This window comes from Verrucosispora sp. TAA-831 (assembly GCF_050780145.1).
In the GTDB taxonomy this organism is placed as follows: Bacteria; Actinomycetota; Actinomycetes; order Mycobacteriales; family Micromonosporaceae; genus Micromonospora.
The window spans coordinates 6,793,355-6,812,024 of the sequence record NZ_CP192240.1; the positions used below are offsets into that span (position 1 = coordinate 6,793,355).

An 18,670-nucleotide genomic window follows, 5' to 3' on the forward strand; every position below is an offset into this window, starting at 1 on the left:
AGCGTGACCGAGGATCACCAGGCTGGGGATGTACCTGTGGATAACTCCGCGAGTCGCCGCTCAACTGCCGGATCGGCCTGTGGATAACCAACCGGAAGGCCGAGTATGGTCAGCCGTTCGACGGGAACCCGCTGACGTCGTACCCGCCGTCGCTCTCGGTACCGCCCCTGCGGCAGCCGATTGTGGACGACCTCTAGATTGGCAACTACATGTACCGGCAACGTGGCTGACATCGGTCGCAACGGGACGAGTCCGCCTGACTGCGAACTCCCCGGCCGGCGACGGCGGGAAGATGACATGTCGGGGAGCGGGCCAACCCAGGTAAGGTCGCTCTCGACGGGTACGGCAGGAACGGCGCGCGTCACATCGCGGGACCGGTCCGTCCGGTGCCACACGAATGCGGAGCGGGAAGTCAGATGCCCAGCAGCGCGGGTCCATCGATCGACACGATCACCGAGGGAGGACGGGTGACCCAGGTCGGCGAGGGTCAGGACGCGGACGAGACCACTCCGCCGGTCATGACCTTCGGTGCTCCGGCGGTCGGTGAGATCCTCGCCGAGCGGTACGAACTGGTCGAGCACATCAACAACGACAGCGCGGGCCGGTTGGTCTGGCGCGGGGTCGACGTCGTGCTCCGCCGACCCGTCGCGGTCGTGATGCGCTACCCGGGCGGCGACTCCGCCACCGAGATGCTCCAGGCCGCGGTCGCCGCGAGCCGGGTCGTTCACCCCAATCTGGTCGGTGTCTACGACGCCATCGACGAGGCCGACCGGGCCTACGTCGTACGCGAGTGGGTCGACGGGCGTTCCCTGCGGGAACTGGTCGCGGACGGGCCGCTGGACGGTGCCCGGGCCACCGCCGTCGGCAGTGCGGTCGCCAGCGCGCTGGCCTCCGTGCACGCCACCGGCATGGTGCACGGCAACGTGCACCCCGGCACGGTGATGATCAGCGACGACGGCCGGGTGGTGCTGGCCGACGCGCGGACCGACGGCGACGACAGCCAGGAGAGCGACGTCCGAGCGGTCGGCGGTGTCCTCTACTACGCGCTGACCGGCTACTGGCCGCACACCGAGGCGCCGCTGCGGGGCGCCACCGCCGGGCACGGTCGGGCGGCCATCCCGGACGCGGTACGCGACGCCAACGGCGTGGTGGCGGCTCCCCGTCAGGTCCGGGCCGGAGTGCCGGCCTACCTCGACGACCTCACCACGGACCTGCTCGACGGCGGGATCGCCCCGCCCTCGTCCGACGTGCTCGCCGCCGAGTTGGCCCGACTCGACGTACCCGCCGACGACGACTACCTCGACAACAGCGGTCCGCTGCGCTTCGCCGCCGAGTCCGGTGACGAGCCCTCGCCGCTGGCAGCCGCAGGCGGGCGGAAGGTGGCCCTGGGTATCGCCGGTGTTCTGGTGGTGGCCCTGGTCGGCCTGCTCGTCGGAATCAGCGCCCTCGGTGGCGACGACGACAGCCCGCAGACCGACCCGGTCGCCGCGCCCACGTCCAGCGCCCCGGTGAGCGAGGATCCGCCCCCGCCCCCCGCCGTACGGAACCTCCAGATCAGCGCCGCCCGGATCATCGATCCGGACAGCGGCGACCGCAGTGAGGTCCGCGACGCCGAGAAGGTCTTCGACGGTGACCGGGACGAGGGCTGGTCCACGGAGACGTACAACCGGAGCAACTTCGGCAACCTCAAGGAAGGCATGGGGGTCTGGGTCGACCTCGGCGCCGAGCGGACGGTCAAGTCGGTGCAGGTCCACCTCTCCAGCACCGGGGCCTCCGCGTCGCTGCTCACCGGCACCGTAGAAGCCCCCTCGAACAGCGCCGGTGACCGCCAGATCGTGGACGCGTTCAAGAACGGCGCGATCGGGCAGCCCTTCGAGGAGCACGACGGCACCACGATGACCTTCAACGGCTTCGACGCCGACCAGAAGTACCGCTACCTCATGTTCTGGATCACCGAGTTGCCGTCGAACAACGGTGGCTTCAAGCTCGGCGTCCAGGAGATCACGGTCCAGGGGTCATGATCTGGTCTCCACCGGAGCGGCACACCCAGCGGACCCGGTGATGGAGGTACGCGGCCGGGACGCTGCCGGCGTACCGCCGGACGGGGCGGTCAGCGACATCGACCTGCTCCGCGCGCACGTCGACGGTGACCGGGACGCGTTCGCCACGCTGTTCCTGCGGCACCGGGACCGGCTCTGGGCGGTCGCCCTGCGTACCCTCGGTGACCGCGAGGAGGCCGCCGACGCGCTCCAGGACGCGATGCTGTCGGCCCACCGTGCCGCCGCGCGGTTCCGGGGCGACGCCGCCGTCACCACCTGGTTGCACCGGATCGTGGTGAACGCCTGCCTCGACCGCATCCGCCGTCGGCAGGCCCATCCCACGGTGCCGCTGCCGGACGGTACACACGACGCCGAGGCCGGTGGCGGCACCGGTGGCACCGAACCGACCGCGCCCGTACGCGATCACGACACCGCGATGGTGGTCCGGGAGGCGCTGGCCACTCTGCCGACCGAACAGCGGGCCGCCCTGGTCCTGGTGGACGTGCAGGGCTACCCGGTCGCCGAGGTCGCGCGGATCCTCGGCGTCGCCGAGGGCACCGTGAAGAGTCGGTGCGCCCGAGGTCGCGCCCGGTTGGCGCTCCTGCTCGGACACCTGCGCACCGGCAGCGAACCGGCACCCGCCGGTGCCGCTGAGGTGCCGCGGATCACCCGGGGGAACCCCGGAGCCCCACACGGCGTCCGATCGAGGTCGGGAAGTCATCGCCCGGATGCCATCCAGGAGGAATCGTGAGTACCGGGGAGTTCAGCGGGGTCGACCTCGACCTGCTCGCCGATTACCTCGGTGGCGCGCTGGACGGCACCCCGCAGCAGGCCGAGGTCGCCCGCCTCGTGGAGCAGGACCCGGAGTGGGCGCAGGCGCACGCCCGACTCGCCCCGTCGATGGACGAGGTACAGGACGAGTTGGTCGACTGGGGCACGCCGCCGGTCGAGATGCCGCCAGCGGTCAGCGACCGGATCCTCGCCGCGTTGCGCGACGCCGACCTCCCGACGGCCGTGCCCTCGGTCGGCGTACCCGAGGAGGACCTCGACACCGACGACGCGGCGACCACGGATGGCGACCATGCCGCGACGAAGCCCTCGCCGGTGCCGGCCCAGCCGCTCGGCGGCACCCGGCGGCCCGGCGGCAGCCCACGGCCGGGCCAGGAGCGCGCCACCCCGAGCCACCCGGGTCGGCGTCGGCGCCGCTGGGCCCGGCTGGCCGGACCGGTCGCGTTGGCCGCCGCGGCGGTGGTCGGCCTCGGCGCCCTGCAACTGTCCCGGCCGCAGCAGGCCGGAGACTCGACGGCGGGGACGGCCCTGAGCGATCGGGGCACCAGTCCGGTCATGCCCCATGCCTATCCGGAGGACCCGGCCGGGCAGGCGCCCGAGGCCGCGTCGCCGGACCGCGCCGCCGCGTCGGCCCCCACCCCGTTCCGGATCGCCAGTCCGCCGTTGCGCACCGGGTCCGACTACACGCCGGAGAGCCTCGCCGGGCCGACGGTGATGAAGGGCCCCGGGTTCGGTGGAGGTCCCACGGACAGCACGGAGGGTGACAACCGGCTCGCCGTGCCCGGTGAACTCAGCCGGCTCGGCGACCAGGCGGCGTTGAGCGCCTGCCTGGCCGAGATCGGTGTCGAGCACGGCGACCAGCCGCTGGTCTTCGACGTCGTCGACTACGCCCGCTTCGGCGGGCTCCCGGCACTGGTGGTGCGTTTCACCGACGCCTCCGGCGAGCAGTGGGCGTGGGTCAGCGGGCCCGAGTGCGGAATCCCCGGATCCGCCTCGGACACCCGCTATCGATCGCGGGTAGGGTGAATCGCGGCCACCGGACGTTTGGCCGACCAAGTGACGTGACCCACCGGATGACCGGCTCGGGAATCTCCGCTTCGTACGATGACGTTCTGCAGGTCAGAATGCCGCCGCGTCGGCACTCGGTTCGGCATCGGCGGACGACGCCGGTGGCGACGCTCAACACGATTGGGAGATGGCAGTGGACGAGGTCCGCAACCTGATCATCATCGGCTCCGGGCCGGCGGGATACACCGCTGCGGTCTACGCGGCGCGGGCGAACCTCAACCCGCTGGTCATCGAGGGCGTACAGTCCGGCGGCGCGTTGATGACCACCACCGAGGTGGAGAACTTCCCCGGCTTCGCGGACGGCATCCTCGGTCCCGAGCTGATGGACAACATGCGCAAGCAGGCCGAGCGGTTCGGGGCCGAGTTCCTGACCGACGACGTCACCCGGGTCGAGTTGGCCGACACCGGCCACCCGGGCGCGGTGAGCACCGTCTGGGTCGGTGAGAGCGCCTACCGCGCCTCGGCCGTCATCCTCGCCACCGGTTCCGCCTGGCGACCGCTCGGCGTACCGGGTGAGCAGGAGTACCTGGGCCACGGCGTCTCGTCCTGTGCCACCTGCGACGGCTTCTTCTTCCGCAACCAGCACATCGTGGTGGTCGGCGGTGGTGACTCGGCGATGGAGGAGGCCAGCTTCCTGACCCGCTTCGCCGAGTCGGTGACCATCATCCACCGGCGCGACTCGTTCCGGGCCAGCAAGATCATGGCGGAGCGGGCGCTGGGCAACGACAAGATCAAAGTCGAGTGGAACACCGTGGTCGAGGAGGTCCTCGGCGCGGACGGCAAGGTCACCGGGGTACGGGTACGCAACGTGCACACCGGCGAGGCCAAGGTTCTCGACGTGACCGGCGTCTTCGTGGCGATCGGGCACGACCCGCGCAGCGAACTGTTCCGGGGCCAGGTGGACATGGACGACGAGGGTTACGTCAAGGTCCAGGCCCCCAGCACCCGGACCAGCATCCCGGGCGTCTTCGCCGCCGGTGACCTGGTCGACCACACGTACCGGCAGGCCATCACCGCGGCCGGCACCGGTTGCGCCGCCGCACTCGACGCGGAACGCTTCATCGCCACGCTGCCCAAGGGCTGAACGAGAGACATCCCGGAGGAGGGGTCACACAGTGGGAGCAACCAAGTCGGTTACCGACGCTAGTTTCGCCGCAGACGTACTCAAGTCCGACAAGCCGGTCCTGGTGGATTTCTGGGCCGAGTGGTGCGCGCCGTGCCGCAAGGTGTCGCCACTGCTGGAGGAGATCGCCGGCGAGATGGGCGACCAGGTCAGCATCGTCAAGCTCAACATCGACGAGAACCCGGAGACCGCCCGCGCCTACCGGGTGATGTCGGTGCCGACGCTCACCGTCTTCAAGAACGGCGAGCCGGTGCAGTCGATCGCCGGCGCCAAGCCCAAGGGCGAGCTGGTCAAGCTGATCGAATCGGCGCTCTGACCTCAGCGCTGTGACCGTCGACCCCGTCCCGGGACCACCGGGGGCGGGGTCGACGCGTTTTTCCCCGCCCGCACCCGCGCCGAACGCCCAGCGCCTAACCTCGAACTACGGGGCCGCCGGACGCCGGTGAGCACCTGGGTCCCGTCGCACTGCCACGCGTGCCGACGCAGGGCCCGGTAAGCCACCGATCGTGCAGAGGGGGCCGAACGTGCGTCCGATCCGTCCCGGTGACCGGGGACCCGCAGTGATCGAGATCCGAGCGGTGCTGACCAGCCTCGACCTGCTCTCCAAGGCGACCGGTCCGTTCAGCGACGAGTTCGACCCCGCCACCGAGCGGGCCGTACGGGCGTTCCAGCAGTCCCGGGGGCTCAGCGTCGACGGCCGGGTCGGTGCCGAGACCTGGCGGGCGCTCGACGCGGCCCGCTGGCGGCTCGGCGCCCGCACCCTCTACCACGCCGTCCCGGTGCCGCTCACCGGCGAAGACGTCCGGTCGTTGCAGGAACGCCTGCTGGAGATGGGGTACGACACCGGCCGCGCCGACGCCATCTACGGCATCCGCACCTCACGGGCGGTGGCCCAGTTCCAGCGCGAGGTGGGGCTGGCACCGGACGGCACCTGCGGCCCGCAGACCATGGACGCGCTACGCCGGCTCGGCCGTAAGGTGGTCGGCGGTCGCCCGCAGTGGCTCCGCGAGTCCGACGCTATCCGGCAGTCCGGGCCGACCCTGGTCGGTCGCACCGTGGTCATCGACCCGGGACACGGCGGCACCGACCCGGGCGTGGTGGTGCCCGACGGCCCGCTGCGCTGGACCGAGGCGGACCTGGTGCACGACCTGGCCAGTCGGCTCGAAGGGCGACTCGCCGCGTCGGGCGTACGGGTGCAGCTCACCCGGGGACCGGCCTCGGAGACCTGTCTGCCCGACATCGACCGGGCGCAACTGGCCAACTCGCTCGGCGCGGACGTGTTCATCTCGCTGCACGTCGACGGGCACGCCAACCCGGAGGCCGAAGGCGTCGCCACGTACCACTACGGCACCGACAACGGAGTGACGTCGGCGACCGGCGAGCGGCTGGCCGGGCTGGTCCAGCGGGAGATCGTCGCGCGTACCGGGCTGCGGGACTGCCGTACCCACGCCAAGGCGTGGGACCTGCTGCGGATCACCCGGATGCCGGCGGTACGCGTCGAGGTCTGCTACCTCACCTCACCGGCCGACCGGGCACGGCTGATCGACCCCCGGTTCCGCGACCGGCTGGTCGAGGCGATCGTGGCGGCGGTGCAACGGATGTACCTGCCGATCGAGCGGGACGTGCCGACCGGCTCGATCGACGTGAGCGAACTGCGGGCGGCGGTCGCCGCGGGCACCGTGGTCGACTGACCGCCCGGTGCAGGTCGTCAGCCCGCCGTGGTGGAGCGGGTGGCCGGGGCGGGCCGGACCGGACGCAGCAGCGACTCCGGGCTCATCGAGCCGAGCAGCTTCTCCAGCGCGTACTCGACGTCCGACTTCCAGCTCAACGCCGTCCGAAGCTCCAGCCGCAGACGCGGGTAGCGGGGGTGCGGCCGGACGGTCTTGAAGCCCACCGAGAGAAAGAAGTCGGCGGGTGCGACGCACGCCCCGGCGGGATCGGCGGCGTCACCGAACTTGGCGTCACCGAACGCCTCGATCGCCTTGATGCCCCGCTTGGTCAGGTCGCGGGCGACCCCCTGCACCAGCATCCGGCCCAACCCGCCACCGGCGAAGGCCGGCACCACGTTGGCGGTGGTCAGCAGCGCCGCGTCGGCCGACACCGGCGACGTCGGAAAGGCCATCGAGCGCGGCACGTAGGCGGGCGGGGCGTACATGACGAAACCGGCGGGCATGCCGTCGACGTAGATCAGCTTGCCGCAGGAACCCCACTCCAGCAGGGTCTGGGAGACCCACGCCTCCTTCTCCAGTCCGGGGTCACCAGCGGCGCAGGCGCGATCGGCGGAAACCGGATCAAGCTCCCAGTAGACGCACTGCCGGCACGGACGGGGCAGGTCCTCCAGCGTGTCCAGGGTCAGACTGACCAGACGTCGCGACATTGGCGCTTCCCCACACTAGGCTCAGACTCGGGACCGGCCCGGACGGCTCCGCCGCATCCCTGCCCCCGACGAGCGATCGTACGCCGCCGATCGGCGACGCGGGAGGGGACGCGCGAATGCCCACCCCAGGCACGGTCGACACCGGTCCGGCATGTGGACGCGCGGTAATCGAGGGCGCTCGTGGCGGTGTTCGGCGGCTACCATCGACACTCGGCGCGCCGTGTCGCCATGGTCGCCGGTGTCCTGGGTATCCCCGGACGGGAGCTGTCCGAGCAGCATCGAGGTGATGTCATGACCGGCACGACACTCGACGACTACACCGACCGGTACGCCCGCCGGGTGCGGGGCATGACCGCCTCGGAGATCCGCGCACTGTTCGCGGTCGCCAGCCGCCCGGAGGTGGTCTCGCTCGCCGGCGGTGCCCCGTACATCGCCGCGCTCCCGCTGGACGCCGTCGGTGAGATGCTCGGCCGGCTCGCCGCCGAGCACGGCACCACCAGCCTGCAGTACGGCATCGGCCAGGGCACGCTGGAGCTGCGCGAGCGGATCTGCGAGGTGATGGCCCTCTCCGGGATCGACGCCGCCTGCGGCGCCTCGCCCGAGGACGTGGTGGTGACGGTCGGCGGCCAGCAGGCGCTCGACCTGGTGGCCCGGCTCTTCCTCGATCCGGGTGACGTGGTGCTCGCCGAGGGGCCGACCTACGTCGGCGCACTCGGAGTGTTCCAGGCCGCCCAGGCACAGGTCGTGCACGTGCCCATGGACGACGACGGCCTGATCCCCGAGGCGTTGGAGATCGCCATCGCCGAGCAGGCCCGGGCCGGGCGGCGGGTGAAGTTCCTCTACACCATCCCCACCTACCAGAACCCGGCCGGCGTGACGCTGAGCGAGGAACGCCGGGAACGGGTCCTGGACATCTGCGAGCGTGCGGGCCTGCTCGTGATCGAGGACGACCCGTACGGCCAACTGGGTTTCGAGAGCGAGGCGCCGGCACCGCTGCGCGCTCGCCGCCGGGACGGGGTCTTCTACCTCAGCACCTTCTCCAAGACGTTCGCCCCGGGGCTGCGGGTCGGTTGGATCCTCGCCCCGCACGCCGTGCGCGACAAGCTGGTCATCGCCAGCGAGGCGCAGATCCTCTGCCCCAGCGCGTACGCCCAGGCCGCCGTGAGCACCTACCTGAGCACCATGCCGTGGCGGGAGCAGTTGAAGGTCTACCGGGAGGTCTACCGGGAGCGGCGGGACGCGATGCTGGCCTCCCTGGCGGACCTGATGCCGGCCGGGACGAGCTGGACCGTCCCCGGTGGCGGTCTCTTCGTCTGGGCGACGCTGCCCGAGGGCCTGGACTCGAAGGCGATGATGCCCCGGGCGATCGCCGCCCGGGTGGCCTATGTGCCCGGCACCGGCTTCTACGCCGACGGCACCGGCAACGGCCACATGCGGCTCAACTTCTCGTTCCCGTCGCCGGAGCGGATCCGCGAGGGGGTCCGTCGGCTGGCCAGCGTGATGGAGCAGGACATCGCCATGCGGCGGGTTTTCGGGGCGGTCGGCGCGCCGGACGCGCGGCGAGGTCGGGCCGGCTCCGACACCCCGGGTCCCGACTTGGCATGATGCCCGGCATGGGTGCCACCGCTGCCAGAGAATCCGCCGTGTCCGGTCCCGCCACCACCGACCTCCGCGTCCTCGTGCTCGCCGGTGGCCTGTCGTACGAACGGGACGTGTCTTTGCGTTCCGGCCGCCGGGTGCTCGACGCGCTGCGCTCCGTCGGGATGGAGGCCGAGCTGCGGGACGCGGACGTGGCCCTGCTGCCCGCGCTGGACTCCGACCCGCCGGACGCCGTGGTGATCGCCCTGCACGGCGCCACCGGCGAGGACGGCTCGCTGCGTGGCGTCCTCGACCTCTGCGGCGTGCCGTACGTCGGGTGTGACTCCCGCGCCTCCCGTCTCGCCTGGGACAAGCCGTCGGCGAAGACGGTGCTGCGCGAGGCCGGGATCGCCACCCCCGACTGGGTGGCGCTGCCACACGACCGGTTCAGCGAGTTGGGCGCGGTGGCCGTGCTGGACCGCATCGTCGCCCGGCTCGGGCTGCCGCTGATGGTGAAGCCCGCGCAGGGTGGTTCCGGACTGGGTGCCGCCGTGGTCCGGGACGCCGCGTCCCTCCCGGCCGCCATGGTCGGTTGTTTCGCGTACGACTCGACTGCGCTCGTCGAGCGGTACGTGCCCGGCATGGACGTGGCCGTCTCCGTCATCGACCTGGGCGACGGCCCCCGGGCCCTGCCGCCGGTCGAGATCGTGCCCCGCAACGGGGTCTACGACTACGCCGCCCGCTACACCGCCGGCCGGACCACCTGGCATACGCCGGCCCGGCTGGACGCGGCGGTGGCCGACGCGGTGGCGGAGGTGGCGCTGGCCGCCCACACCGCACTCGGTCTACGGGACCTCAGCCGCGTCGACCTGATCGTCGACCCGGCCGGGCAGCCGCACGTACTGGAGGTCAACGTCTCCCCAGGCATGACCGAGACGTCGCTGCTGCCACTCGCGGTGCAGGCCGCCGGGCTGGACTTCGGTCAGGTGATCGCCGACCTGGTCGGCCGAGCCGCCGCCCGCTGAGAGCCTCCTGACGACTCCGTTCGGATCCTCACCCACTCCGGGCCTGTCGATCAGCCGTTCGCCCCGTGGGCGCCCGCTGAACGCTGTTGCGGGGTGACGCGCGTGCTCCCCCCGCCGGAGTCCGGTGCGGTCGGTTCCGCAGTGCCCGTCGCCCCGGCCGTCTCATCGGCCTCCCCGGGGCGGTCCACGGACAGACCGTCGACCTCAGCCGTCGGTGCGGCGTCCTCGTCCCCGGCGTGCGCCTCCTCGACGTCCGACACCGGCCCGTCCGTAGCTTCGTCGCCCGCTTCCTCGTCGCCCGCTTCCTCGTCGCCCGCTTCCTCGTCGCCCGCTTCCTCGTCGCCCGCTTCCTCGGCGCCCGCTTCCTCGGCGGCCCGCTCGGGGAGCATCGTGCCGGGCGCGCTCGGCCGGGCGGCGAGGTCGTCGACCAGGGGTACGTCCGGCGGTTCGGCCGCCTCGCCGATGGCGTCCAGCAGTGACCCGCCCTCACTCGGCTGACTCTCCTGCGCGGGTGCCGCCTGCGCAGCGAGGCTTGACGGCGCCTGCCACTGGATCCGAGGTGGCTCGGCCAACGGCCGACCGCCGAACTCCGCGAGCCAGGCGGCGACCAGGGCCAGGTTCTCCCGCCACTTGTCCTCGGAGATGGGCGGCAGGATCGAATCCCAGAGGGAGAGGAACGTCCCGCGCAGTTGGAGTCGCCCGTACGGTCGGGCCAGGAACCAGAGGTGCAGGTGCGCCGACCCGTCGCCCCAGCGGTTGACGTGTACCCGGGCCACCCCGTCGAGCGAGCGGATGGCGCGCTCCAGCCGTACCGTCATCACCCCCAGCTCGGCCGCGAGCAGGTTGGGCAGGTCGCCGAGATCGAGGTGCGACCGGGACTCCAGGATGAGGACCATCGGCAGGCCGGTGGGGCGGTCCATGGCCCGTACGCGCCACCGCTCACCCACCCAGATGTACGCCTCGTCGGGAGCCTGACATGCAGTGCATTCGCGGTGCGCCTCGCCCTTGCGGGGCGGCTCCACCGCGACCGGTTCGTCGAGTCGCTTGACTTGCAGGTCACCTTCGAAGGGGAAAGACGGCCACTGGGTGAAGTCCGGGACTGAGGGAGGGGTGTCGTGCACGAGGCTGACCCTAACCGAGTACGGCACCAGTGTCCCTACCCGAAGCATGTTCGATTCCACTGCGGCTCGGATCGCGGGACAGCAGCACTCTCCCGCTTTCCCCAGAGTTATCCACAGGCTTGCACGTCTACGTACGGTCGTCGCGATCCCCAGTTCGACAAGGGTTTTCGGCCTTCGTTTCACGTGAAACGGCGCGAGCCTGTGGACAACCGGTGTGGATAACTTCTGGACCACCCGCGACCACTACCGCCGCCACTCGTTTCACGTGAAACGGTGCCTTCCTGGGGCTGGCGCGGTCGAGTCCGGCGTCCAGGGGCGACACTGCCGGGGCGTCGCGTCAGCGGTTCTCGTGACTGTCGAGTCCGTCGTACGCCCGCCTCTTACGGATCTCCGCGATGGGACGGCTGCCGGGCGGGCGACGCCGACCCTCATCGGATCTCGGGATGCCTCGCCGAAGTCCGGCCGACCGGATGACTCGCCCTCCGGCTCGCGTTCTGTGGTCGACTTCGCGCACCACCGACCTCCGCATCTCCCGCACCTCTCCGCTTCGCGCACTGACCTCGCGCACTCAGCGGCGAGCAGGCATTGGAGCGCGCGCGTTCTGCGCCTACCGAAGAACGCTGGTTCGACGGTGCCGCGCCTGCTCACTGGATGCCTGTTCAGACGGGCGGACGGACGGCCCTCTCGGGGCGCTGTGGTACCGGGCGACGGATAGGTCTGCTGCGCCCTCGCGTGCGCTCCGTGCCCGAGCGGGATCGGGCACGGATGCGATGGATGCGGATCGCAGCGGCGGCTCGTTTCACGTGAAACGAGCCGCTCAAGCGGGACCTCGCCTCAACCTCGCCGGCCCGATCGCCACCCGTGTTGAAGGAACGGCGACGTTCAACCGGCACGTCGGCCTCATCCGGCGGCGATCGTCCAGGGCTCGATGTCTCTCCGCCGCCAGGGCTCGTGGCTTCCGTGCACACGTGACCGGTCTGGTGGAGTCGGCCGGGCAGATACTCGACCACGCCGCGCGGCCACCGCTTCCAAAGGATCGGCCCGCGCAGGGGCGGGGATCTCCCGCCCACAGCCGCAACGCCCACGGCGGCGCGAGAACCAGGACGAGGCGCAGACCTCCGTCGCCCGTACCTTTCCTTCTCAGTCTCTGCGCTCTTGCTCTTTCCGTGCTGGCTGCCGCCCTCCTCGACCCTTTTGCCCTGCCCCTTCCTCTGAACCGTCCCCTCCTACCGGTCATGACCTGTCTCCTTGGCCGTCGTCCCTCACGCCGGGGCGTCTTCGTCTCGGGCCCTCGCCAGCCCTCGACTTCGCGCCTTTCGGCCGCCCTGCGACGGACCCACCTCCCGCCAGTCCCTCGGCTTCCCTTCTGCCGGCCGCTGAGCGGGCTCGTAGCCGTCCGATCCGTCGAAGCTTCGCCAGGGACCAGAGAGGCGGTCTCACCGTCGCCAGAAGGCCGTAGGAACTGTTGCCCAGACGGGCTGGGGTCCTGGGGGCGCGACGAGAACGGCCGCGCCCATTCGGGACGCGGCCGTCGGTGGGACGAGGGTGGCTCAGTCCTGTGCTTCCTCGGACTCGACTCCGATGATGCCGACAATCCGCTCCAGATCGTCGACCGTCGCGAACTCGATCGTGATCTTGCCTTTGCTCCGACCGATGTCGACCTTCACTCGGGTGTCGAACCGATCGGAGAGTCGATCGGCGAGGTCGTTCAGGGCCGGGGCGACCGGCTTCGGTCGACGCTTGGCCGACTCCTTCGTACTCGGGCCGTCGCTGAGCGACAGCGCCACGATCTCTTCGGTGGCGCGGACCGACAGTCCCTCGGCCACGATCCGGAGCGCGAGCTGTTCCTGGGTCTCCGCGTCCTCCAGGCTGAGCAGCGCCCGAGCGTGACCGGCAGAGAGCACTCCGGCAGCCACTCGCCGCTGTACCTGGGCCGGGAGATTGAGCAGGCGGATGGTGTTCGAGATCTGCGGGCGGCTGCGCCCGATACGGCGGGCAAGCTCCTCGTGGGTGGCCCCGAACTCCTCCAGGAGCTGCTGGTAGGCGGCGGCCTCTTCAAGCGGGTTGAGGTTGGCCCGGTGGATGTTCTCCAGCAGGGCGTCCCGCAGCATCGCGTCGTCGCGGGTGTCGCGAACGATCGCCGGGATACTCTCCCGGCCGACTGCCTGGGCGGCCCGCCACCGCCGCTCGCCCATGACGAGTTCGAACTTCTCGTCGTCGAGCTGCCGGACCACGATCGGCTGAAGGAAGCCCACCTCCTGGATCGAGGTCTTCAGCTCCTCCAGCGCCTCCTCGTCGAAGACCTGCCGAGGTTGCTTCGGGTTGGGCACGATCGAGTCGACCGAGATCTCGGCGAACCGGGCACCGGGCACCGGGCTGAGGACCGGCTCAAGGCTGACCGCGGGGAGCTGCGCTTCCGGTGCGGGCGGCGCGGCCACCTCGGGCGCACCGACGGCCCCGTTCGTCACGGCGCCGGCAGCGGCACCATCCGGCTCCTGTGCCGGCCCGGTCGGGATGAGTGCCCCTAGGCCCCGCCCCAGACCGCCCCGAGGACGGTTCTTCATGCCACGCCTCCCAGCGCCTCTTCCGCACTACGCATTCCGGCTCACCGGCTCCTTGACGCCACGCTCGGCGATCTCCTGGGCGGCCTCGAAGTAACTCGTCGCCCCCCGCGATCCGGGATCGTAGGTCATCACCGACTGGCCGTAGCTGGGTGCCTCGGAGACACGTACGTTTCGTGGGATCACCGCCTGGAGCACCTTGTCGCCGAAGTGGTTCCGCACGTCCTGCTCGACCGCGTCCGCCAGGCGGGTCCGCCGGTCGTACATGGTGAGCAGGATCGTGGAGACCTCGAGCTGCGGGTTGAGATGCTGGCGTACCAGGTTGATGTTGTTGATGAGCTGGTTCAGCCCTTCGAGCGCGTAGTACTCGCACTGGATCGGGATGAGCACCTCCTGGGCCGCGACCAACGCGTTCACGGTCAGCAGGCCGAGCGAGGGCGGGCAGTCGATGAAGACGTAGTCGAAGTGCCCGGGGTAGGCGGTGATGGCGCGGGCAAGCCGCGACTCACGAGCCACCACCGAGACCAGCTCGATCTCCGCACCGGCCAAGTCGATGGTCGCCGGTACGCACCAGAGGTTGGGGATGCCCTCGACCGCCTGGGCCACCTCCTCCAGCGGGACGGAGTTGATCAGGCAGTCGTAGACGTCCGGCACACCGGTGTGGTGCGGCACGTTCAGCCCCGTGGAGGCATTGCCCTGCGGATCGAGATCGACCACGAGTACCCGGTTGCCGTGCAGCGCCAAGGCCACTGCGAGGTTCACCGTCGTCGTGGTCTTTCCTACGCCGCCCTTCTGGTTCGCGACGCACATGACCCGGGTCCGGTCCGGCCGAGGCATGGTCACCTCGCCACTGGGGTTCAGGATCTGCACGGCGCGCATCGCCTCCATTGCCAACGGTGGATCATCCTCTTCGCGCGTCGGGGTTTCACGTGAAACGTACGCGGCCTCGGTGTCGGCCGGCTCGTAGGGCCCACCCGAAGGGGTAGGCGTGTCGGGGGCCGGGCGGGGGTCAGGTACCACTCCAGGGACCGCTTGGTATGTCGCCGCCTCGAATCGCGCGGCAGCTGAGGTGTTGCGGCGGATGGGGATCACACGGGCGTCGGGGGTGGCGTTCACGGGTCGACCGGCCCCGTCCGACGCGTCCCGACCGGACGAGAATTCCGGACTCGGGGACCACGGTACGCCAGAGGTCGGCCTGTCCCGCATGGACTCCGCCGGGTCCTGCGAGCGCCAGCGTGGGTAGTCGGTTTCACGTGAAACAGGGTCGCCCGCTGACCCGGTCACGCGCGGATCGTCGTACCTGCCGTCGTCATGCACCTGTCATCCCTGCCCGCTTCGGATGGTCGGTCTGCACCCGTCACCCGGGCCTCTCGCGCTGTCCTCGCAGAGGTACCGCCCGGCGGGAGCGGCCGGCCTTCGGGGAGACCCATCGCCGCCCGCTCCACACTATCGACGCGCGGTCAGCCTACGGCGCATAGGCGTGGCGGGTCCACGTCGGGTTCGCAACCCGCCGGCCACAGCCGCGCCGGTGCGGATCATCGACGCCTCCAGACGGTGCCGAACGGCACCGGCAAGCCGGGCGTGTCACGCGCGTCGTCGCCCGCAACGTGTGAAGAAGGGTCCCTTCCTATGCACGAGGCGTTAGCAAGGGACCCTTCCTTACGAGCGGTCAGCGACGACGTCGGGACTTCTTCGAGGCGCGCTGGGGAGCGATCACCCGTTCGCGCACGACTTCGACCACAGTGGTCGGTGGTGCGATGACGTCCTCGCCGCAGCGGCGCAGCACCGGCTGCCCGCCGCCGAGCCGGTGTACCGCCTCGGCGTGCTCGGCGATCTCGTCGGCGGCCGAGGCGCCCTTGAGCGCGATCAGACGTCCGCCGGGCGCGGCCAACGGCAGGCACCAGCCGGCGAGCCGGTCCAGTGGTGCGACCGCGCGGGCGGTGACCACATCACTGGGCGGCAGCTCCGGTTCGGCGACTGCCTCCTCGGCCCGACCCCGGAACACGCGCACCGAGGCGGTCAGACCCAGCGACTCCACCGCCTCGTCGAGGAAGACGGTCCGTCGGGCCAGCGGCTCGACGAGCGTCACCGTGAGGTCGGGACGGGCGATGGCGAGCACCAGACCGGGCAACCCGGCCCCGGATCCGACGTCGACCACCGTCGCACCCTGCGGGATCAGCTCGCCGACCACAGCGCAGTTCAGCAGATGACGGTCCCAGATCCTGGGCGTCTCGCGAGGGCCGATCAGACCGCGTACCACGCCGTCGGTGGCCAGCAGTTCGGCGTAGGCGGCGGCGAGGTCGAGCCGGTCACCGAACAGGTGCCGGGCCGCCTCGGCCAGTTCGGGCGGCAGCACCGCCATCGAGGGGGCGGGACCGTCGGCTGCGGCCGTCGCCGTGGACGGGTCCGGCCCGGGCGGAACAGCCGCCGGCCCGGGCGGCGTACCACCCGGGCCGGACGGGGCAACACCCCTGGCGTCGTCTGCGGTCACCCGTCAGCCCGCGGGCCGGACGACGATGCGACGGCTGGGCTCGACGCCCTCGGACTCGCTCTCCACACCGTCGATCGCGTTCACCACGTCGTGGACGCACTTGCGCTCGAAGGCCGACATCGGCTCCAGGCGTACCGCCTCGCCGTGCTCCTTGACCTTCTCGACCGCGTTACGGGCCACCGCGGCGAGCTCCTTGCGCCGGTTGGCCCGGTAACCGCCGACGTCGAGCAGCAGTCGGCTCGGCGATCCGGTCTGCCGGAAGACGGCGAGCCGGGCCAGTTCCTGGAGCGCCTCCAGGGTGGCGCCGCGCTGGCCGACCAGGTTCTGCAGCCGACCGCCGACGACCTCCACCACCGGACGACCGCCCGACACCAGCTCGTCGATGTCGCCGTCGTAGTCGAGGATGTCGAGCAGCCCCTCGACGTAGTCGGCTGCGATCTCGCTCTGTCGGAAGAGGTCGCCCTCACCGGCGGTCTTGCTCGGCGCCTTCTCGGCCTCGGTCTCCTCCGGCTCGCCGTCGACCGGAGCCGCCGCCGTCGGCTCCTCGTCGTCCAGGGGCTGGTCGGCGCGGGGGATGCTGGTGTCGGTCACGGTGTCATCTCCGTACTCACTCGGCCGGACCTCGGGTCCGCTGGTTCCCCGCGGCCGGCGGGACGTCGCCGGTGCCCACGGGCACGTCTGTAGGGGCGGTGTCGCCCGTTCGCCACGTCGCACGCGGCGCTTCCGCACTCCGGCGCCGGCCTCTCGGCGGCAGCACGTCGCGCGACGGGCCGCCGTCGGTCTCCCGACGGCGGCCCGGACGATTCAGCCCTGCCGTTTGGCGGGGCGACCCTTCTTCGGGTTGGCCGGCTTGGCGCCCGGCTTCGGGCCGGCGACCTTCGGCGCGGCCGGTGCGGGCGGCGCCTCGGCCGGCTTGCTGCGACCGAACAGGCCACGGTTCTTGGCCGGCTGCGCGCCGTTGCGCGCGGCGGCGCTGGTGGCCGGCTTGCTGGTGGCGGTCACCGGCGGCGGGAACTTCCGCAGCACCCACTGCTGCTGACCGAGGGTGAAGAGGTTGTTGGTGACCCAGTAGATGATCACACCGATCGGGAAGATGGCGCCGGAGATGAGCAGCGACAGCGGGATGCCGTAGAGCATCAGGCGCTGGATCATCCGCTGCTGCGGGTCCTCTGCCCAGCCGGTCTTGAGGATCATCTGGCGGCTGGTGAGGTAGGTGGTGCCCATCATCACCAGCACCAGGACACCGGCCATGATCTTCACGACGGTGCCGTTGGCGCCGAGCTGCGCCAGCTCGGCGGCGGTGGAGCCGAACTTGCTGGCGATCGGCGCGGTGAAGAGCGTCGCGTCCGAGGCGCTGTTGAACTGGTCGACCGTCCAGCCGTAGATGTCCTTGTTGTTCTTCGCCGGGTCCGGGTTGAGGCGGCGCAGGACGTGGAACAGGCCGAGGAAGACCGGGATCTGGAGGAACATCGGAAGGCAGCCCATCAACGGGTTGGCCTTTTCCTTCCGATAGAGCTCCATCATCTCTTTCTGGAGCGTCTCCCGGTCACCCTTGTGCTTCTCCTGCAGCGCCTTCACCTGCGGCTGGAGCGCCTGCATGGCCCGCTGCGACTTGATCTGCTTGACGAAGACCGGGAACAGGATCACCCGGACGGTGACCACCAGGAAGACGATGGCGAGAATCCAGGCCCAGTTCGTGCCGAGGACCGTGGCGTCGGGAATCCCGATGGCCTCCCAGGCCGAATGCCAGGCCAGCAGGATCCACGAGATCGCGTAGTAGATCCAGTCGAGACTCAATTCTCGGCTCCAGTCACGTCGGCAGGTCGGCGGCTGCCCGGCTCCGGTACCGGGTCGTATCCACCAGGATGGAATGGGTGGCAGCGCGACAGTCGCCGGACCGTCAGACCGGCTCCCCGCAGCGCGCCGTGCCGGGCAATCGCCTCCAGGGCGTACGCACTGCACGACGGGTAGAACCGACAGCGGGCCGGCAACGCCGGACTTATCCACCGACGGTACGCGATGACGGGCAGGGTCAGCACTCGGGCACCGGTGGTAGCCGGGCGCGGCGACGTGGGCTTCGAGGTCACCGTGGCCGCCGTCCCCGGCCGGCCCGGGCGGCGGCGAGCGCCGCGTCCAGGTCCGCGCCGAGCCGTTGGTACGTCACGTCGGCGGCGGCCGGCAACGCGCGTACGACGAGGGTGCTCCCGGCCGGCAGGGTGGCGAGCCGTTCCCGGGTCAGATGCCGCAACCGGCGACGGACCCGGTTACGGACCACCGCGGGACCGACGGCCTTGGAAACCACGAAGCCGGCGCGGGATACGGGTGCGGAGTCTTGCTCCGCACCGCCCCGCGCCGGCTCCGGCGCTACGTCTGCGGCCCCGGGTGTGACCGGCAGGGTCAGGTGCACGACGAGCGTGCCCCGCCCGGCTCGTCGGCCACCGCGAACCGCTGCGGCGAAGTCGATGCTGCGCCGCAGTCGTTGCGCGGCCGCCAGCACG

The 18,670-nt window shown here is 71.1% G+C and carries 17 protein-coding genes; 8 read left to right on the top strand and 9 right to left on the bottom strand.

Annotated features, from left to right (window positions below):
• Window positions 1-416: 416 nt before the first annotated feature.
• The 6 genes from ACQVFL_RS30225 to ACQVFL_RS30250 all read left to right on the top strand — a co-directional run bounded on the left by ACQVFL_RS30225 (window position 417) and on the right by ACQVFL_RS30250 (window position 6,710).
• The gene (locus ACQVFL_RS30225; protein ID WP_396696275.1) at window positions 417-2,021 is read left to right on the top strand and encodes a protein kinase family protein; all 1,605 of its coding nucleotides are present in this window, start codon (window positions 417-419) and stop codon (window positions 2,019-2,021) included.
• Window positions 2,022-2,061: 40 nt separating this feature from the next.
• Window positions 2,062-2,790 carry an RNA polymerase sigma factor SigM gene (sigM, locus tag ACQVFL_RS30230; RefSeq protein WP_396696277.1) on the top strand — a complete coding sequence of 243 codons (729 nt, stop codon included), beginning with the start codon at window positions 2,062-2,064 and terminating at the stop codon, window positions 2,788-2,790.
• Complete coding sequence (locus ACQVFL_RS30235) at window positions 2,787-3,854, top strand: hypothetical protein (RefSeq protein WP_396696279.1); 1,068 nt, start codon at window positions 2,787-2,789, stop codon at window positions 3,852-3,854. The genes sigM and ACQVFL_RS30235 overlap by 4 nt, the downstream gene beginning before the upstream one ends.
• A 175-nt stretch (window positions 3,855-4,029) precedes the next feature.
• The gene (gene trxB / locus ACQVFL_RS30240; RefSeq protein ID WP_396696644.1) at window positions 4,030-4,980 is read left to right on the top strand and encodes a thioredoxin-disulfide reductase; all 951 of its coding nucleotides are present in this window, start codon (window positions 4,030-4,032) and stop codon (window positions 4,978-4,980) included.
• Window positions 4,981-5,011: 31 nt separating this feature from the next.
• The gene (gene trxA / locus ACQVFL_RS30245; protein ID WP_117228228.1) at window positions 5,012-5,335 is read left to right on the top strand and encodes a thioredoxin; all 324 of its coding nucleotides are present in this window, start codon (window positions 5,012-5,014) and stop codon (window positions 5,333-5,335) included.
• A gap of 208 nt (window positions 5,336-5,543) precedes the next feature.
• Complete coding sequence (locus ACQVFL_RS30250) at window positions 5,544-6,710, top strand: N-acetylmuramoyl-L-alanine amidase (RefSeq protein WP_396696283.1); 1,167 nt, start codon at window positions 5,544-5,546, stop codon at window positions 6,708-6,710.
• 17 nt (window positions 6,711-6,727) lie between these two features.
• Here ACQVFL_RS30250 and ACQVFL_RS30255 read toward each other — a convergent pair whose 3' ends face one another.
• A complete protein-coding gene (locus tag ACQVFL_RS30255; RefSeq protein WP_396696285.1) occupies window positions 6,728-7,396 on the bottom strand; it encodes a GNAT family N-acetyltransferase in 669 nt (222 codons plus the stop codon).
• 291 nt (window positions 7,397-7,687) lie between these two features.
• On the opposite strand from ACQVFL_RS30255, the gene ACQVFL_RS30260 reads away from it, so the two are divergent.
• Both ACQVFL_RS30260 and ACQVFL_RS30265 read left to right on the top strand, forming a co-directional pair.
• A complete protein-coding gene (locus ACQVFL_RS30260) occupies window positions 7,688-9,001 on the top strand; it encodes a PLP-dependent aminotransferase family protein (protein WP_396696287.1) in 1,314 nt (437 codons plus the stop codon).
• 8 nt (window positions 9,002-9,009) lie between these two features.
• Entirely contained in the window at window positions 9,010-9,999 is a 990-nt protein-coding gene (locus ACQVFL_RS30265) for a D-alanine--D-alanine ligase (RefSeq protein WP_396696289.1), read from the top strand.
• A 50-nt stretch (window positions 10,000-10,049) separates the two neighbouring features.
• Here the strand turns inward: ACQVFL_RS30265 and ACQVFL_RS30270 are convergent, their stop codons facing one another.
• From ACQVFL_RS30270 to rnpA, 8 genes are all read right to left on the bottom strand, one after another.
• The gene (locus ACQVFL_RS30270; RefSeq protein WP_431729914.1) at window positions 10,050-10,895 is read right to left on the bottom strand and encodes a hypothetical protein; all 846 of its coding nucleotides are present in this window, start codon (window positions 10,893-10,895) and stop codon (window positions 10,050-10,052) included.
• A 1,775-nt stretch (window positions 10,896-12,670) separates the two neighbouring features.
• Window positions 12,671-13,684: a ParB/RepB/Spo0J family partition protein gene (locus ACQVFL_RS30275; protein ID WP_431728150.1), complete on the bottom strand. Its 1,014-nt coding sequence runs from the start codon at window positions 13,682-13,684 to the stop codon at window positions 12,671-12,673.
• A gap of 27 nt (window positions 13,685-13,711) precedes the next feature.
• Complete coding sequence (locus ACQVFL_RS30280; RefSeq protein ID WP_396696295.1) at window positions 13,712-14,998, bottom strand: ParA family protein; 1,287 nt, start codon at window positions 14,996-14,998, stop codon at window positions 13,712-13,714.
• A gap of 352 nt (window positions 14,999-15,350) precedes the next feature.
• Window positions 15,351-16,043 (bottom strand): 16S rRNA (guanine(527)-N(7))-methyltransferase RsmG, encoded by a 693-nt coding sequence (gene rsmG / locus ACQVFL_RS30285; RefSeq protein ID WP_431728151.1) that lies wholly within the window; start codon window positions 16,041-16,043, stop codon window positions 15,351-15,353.
• 132 nt (window positions 16,044-16,175) lie between these two features.
• Window positions 16,176-16,763 carry a protein jag gene (locus ACQVFL_RS30290; RefSeq protein ID WP_396696299.1) on the bottom strand — a complete coding sequence of 196 codons (588 nt, stop codon included), beginning with the start codon at window positions 16,761-16,763 and terminating at the stop codon, window positions 16,176-16,178.
• Window positions 16,764-16,976: 213 nt separating this feature from the next.
• Window positions 16,977-17,969 carry a membrane protein insertase YidC gene (gene yidC, locus ACQVFL_RS30295; protein ID WP_396696301.1) on the bottom strand — a complete coding sequence of 331 codons (993 nt, stop codon included), beginning with the start codon at window positions 17,967-17,969 and terminating at the stop codon, window positions 16,977-16,979.
• Window positions 17,966-18,211, bottom strand: coding sequence for a membrane protein insertion efficiency factor YidD (yidD, locus tag ACQVFL_RS30300; protein WP_217706055.1), 246 nt, complete (start codon window positions 18,209-18,211; stop codon window positions 17,966-17,968). Before yidD ends, yidC begins: the two co-directional genes overlap by 4 nt.
• Window positions 18,212-18,255: 44 nt before the next feature.
• Complete coding sequence (gene rnpA / locus ACQVFL_RS30305) at window positions 18,256-18,669, bottom strand: ribonuclease P protein component (protein WP_396696304.1); 414 nt, start codon at window positions 18,667-18,669, stop codon at window positions 18,256-18,258.
• Between the last annotated feature and the right edge of the window lies 1 nt (window position 18,670).